The organism is Dyella sp. ASV21 (assembly GCF_016428975.1).
In the GTDB taxonomy this organism is placed as follows: Bacteria; Pseudomonadota; Gammaproteobacteria; order Xanthomonadales; family Rhodanobacteraceae; genus Dyella.
In genome coordinates, this window is the sequence record NZ_JAELTT010000247.1 from 1 (window position 1) to 392 (window position 392).

Here is a 392-nt window from a genome sequence, read left to right on the forward strand (position 1 = left end):
CCCCCCCCCCCCCCCCCCCCCCCCCCCCCCCCCCCCCCCCCCCCCCCCCCCCCCCCCCCCCCCCTTCTCCATGACACCGCGACCCCCGATATCTACACCCGAACGTTGTCGTCGGCAGCGTCAGATGTGTATAAGAGACAGCCTCAAGATCCTGCTGATTTTCTCCAGCAACCTGGACGAGTTCTTCGAAATCCGCGTGGCGGGACTCAAGAGCCAGATCAAGCACGTGGTGCTGTGGGACGAGGGCACCGCTGTCTCTTATACACATCTCCGAGCCCACGAGACCCGTGACCGAATCTCGGTTTGCGTGGTGTGGTGGGAGAGGGGGGGGGGGGGGGGGGGGGGGGGGGGGGGGGGGGGGGGGGGGGGGGGGGGGGGGGGGGGGGGGGGGG

Annotated in this window: 1 protein-coding gene; it reads left to right on the forward strand. The window is 71.4% G+C overall.

Translation table 11 applies throughout. The features are described 5' to 3' along the window. Positions 1–124: 124 nt before the first annotated feature. A partial coding sequence (locus JHD67_RS22510; protein WP_233172174.1) for a hypothetical protein occupies positions 125–392 on the forward strand: 268 nt, incomplete at its 3' end.